Source organism: Sphingomonas asaccharolytica NBRC 15499, from assembly GCF_001598355.1.
In the GTDB taxonomy this organism is placed as follows: Bacteria; Pseudomonadota; Alphaproteobacteria; order Sphingomonadales; family Sphingomonadaceae; genus Sphingomonas; species Sphingomonas asaccharolytica.
In genome coordinates this window covers 1-853 of sequence record NZ_BCYU01000185.1, presented here as the reverse complement: position 1 = coordinate 853, position 853 = coordinate 1, and the positions used below count along the sequence as shown (strand labels likewise).

Annotated in this window: 1 pseudogene; it reads left to right on the top strand. The window is 66.5% G+C overall.

Features of this window, described 5'->3' with window-relative positions:
• Nucleotides 1–129: 129 nt before the first annotated feature.
• Nucleotides 130–853, top strand: a pseudogene (locus SAS01S_RS22000) (methyl-accepting chemotaxis protein); the annotation flags it as partial.

Here is an 853-nt window from a genome sequence, read left to right as displayed (position 1 = left end):
GGCCGTCGCCAACGAAATCGACGGCGTCGGCAAGGGATTCGATTCGCTCGACGGTCAGCTCGGGCAGCTCAAAGCCAGCGCCAGCGACTTCGTCGCCAAGGTCGCGGCATGAATCCAGGAGAGGATAACGTGGGACAAACCCCGCCGATTGTTTGGCCCGAGGACTTGCGCCAGGCGCTCAAGCGCGACCTCCCGCCGTTCGACTGGGATGGGCAGGTGGCGCCGATCTGCGCGGAAATCGTGCCGATCGTCGAACCGCATTATGAGAGCATCTGCCGCGTCTTCTGGGATCATTATGTCGCGCATCCCGCGACCGCGCACGTCCGCGCTTATTACACGCCGGAGAAGTTCGCCGCGCAGATCGCCGGCAGCGTCATCTATATGCGCGCCAAGTTCGAGCACCCGCTCGGCCGCGACTGGAAAGCGATGGCCTGCTCGCATGCCCGCGACGCGGACCAGGCCGGCGTCCCGCTCGCGCCGTTGCTGTCGTCGCTGGCCGCGGCGCACCAGGCGACGTTGCGCATCATCGGCGAAGCGTGCGCCCAGGATGGCGTGCGCATGGCGCGCTATGCCGAAGTGATGCAGCGCGTGTCGCTGGTCGAGGCGCATTTGCTGACGAGCTATATCAGCCATCTGGTCAGCACCCGCGCGCAGGAAGCGCGGCTGGAAAGTTCGCACAAGTTCCGCGAGTCGATCGCGGCGTCGATCGAAGGCACCGCAGAACTCGGTAACAAGATCCGCGGCCAGGCCGCGCGCACCTCCAATTCCGCGCAGGGGATGCTCGACAAGACGGCCGAAGTGGCGGCCGCGGCCGAGCAATCGGCAGTGGCGATGCGCGAGGCGGCACAGACCG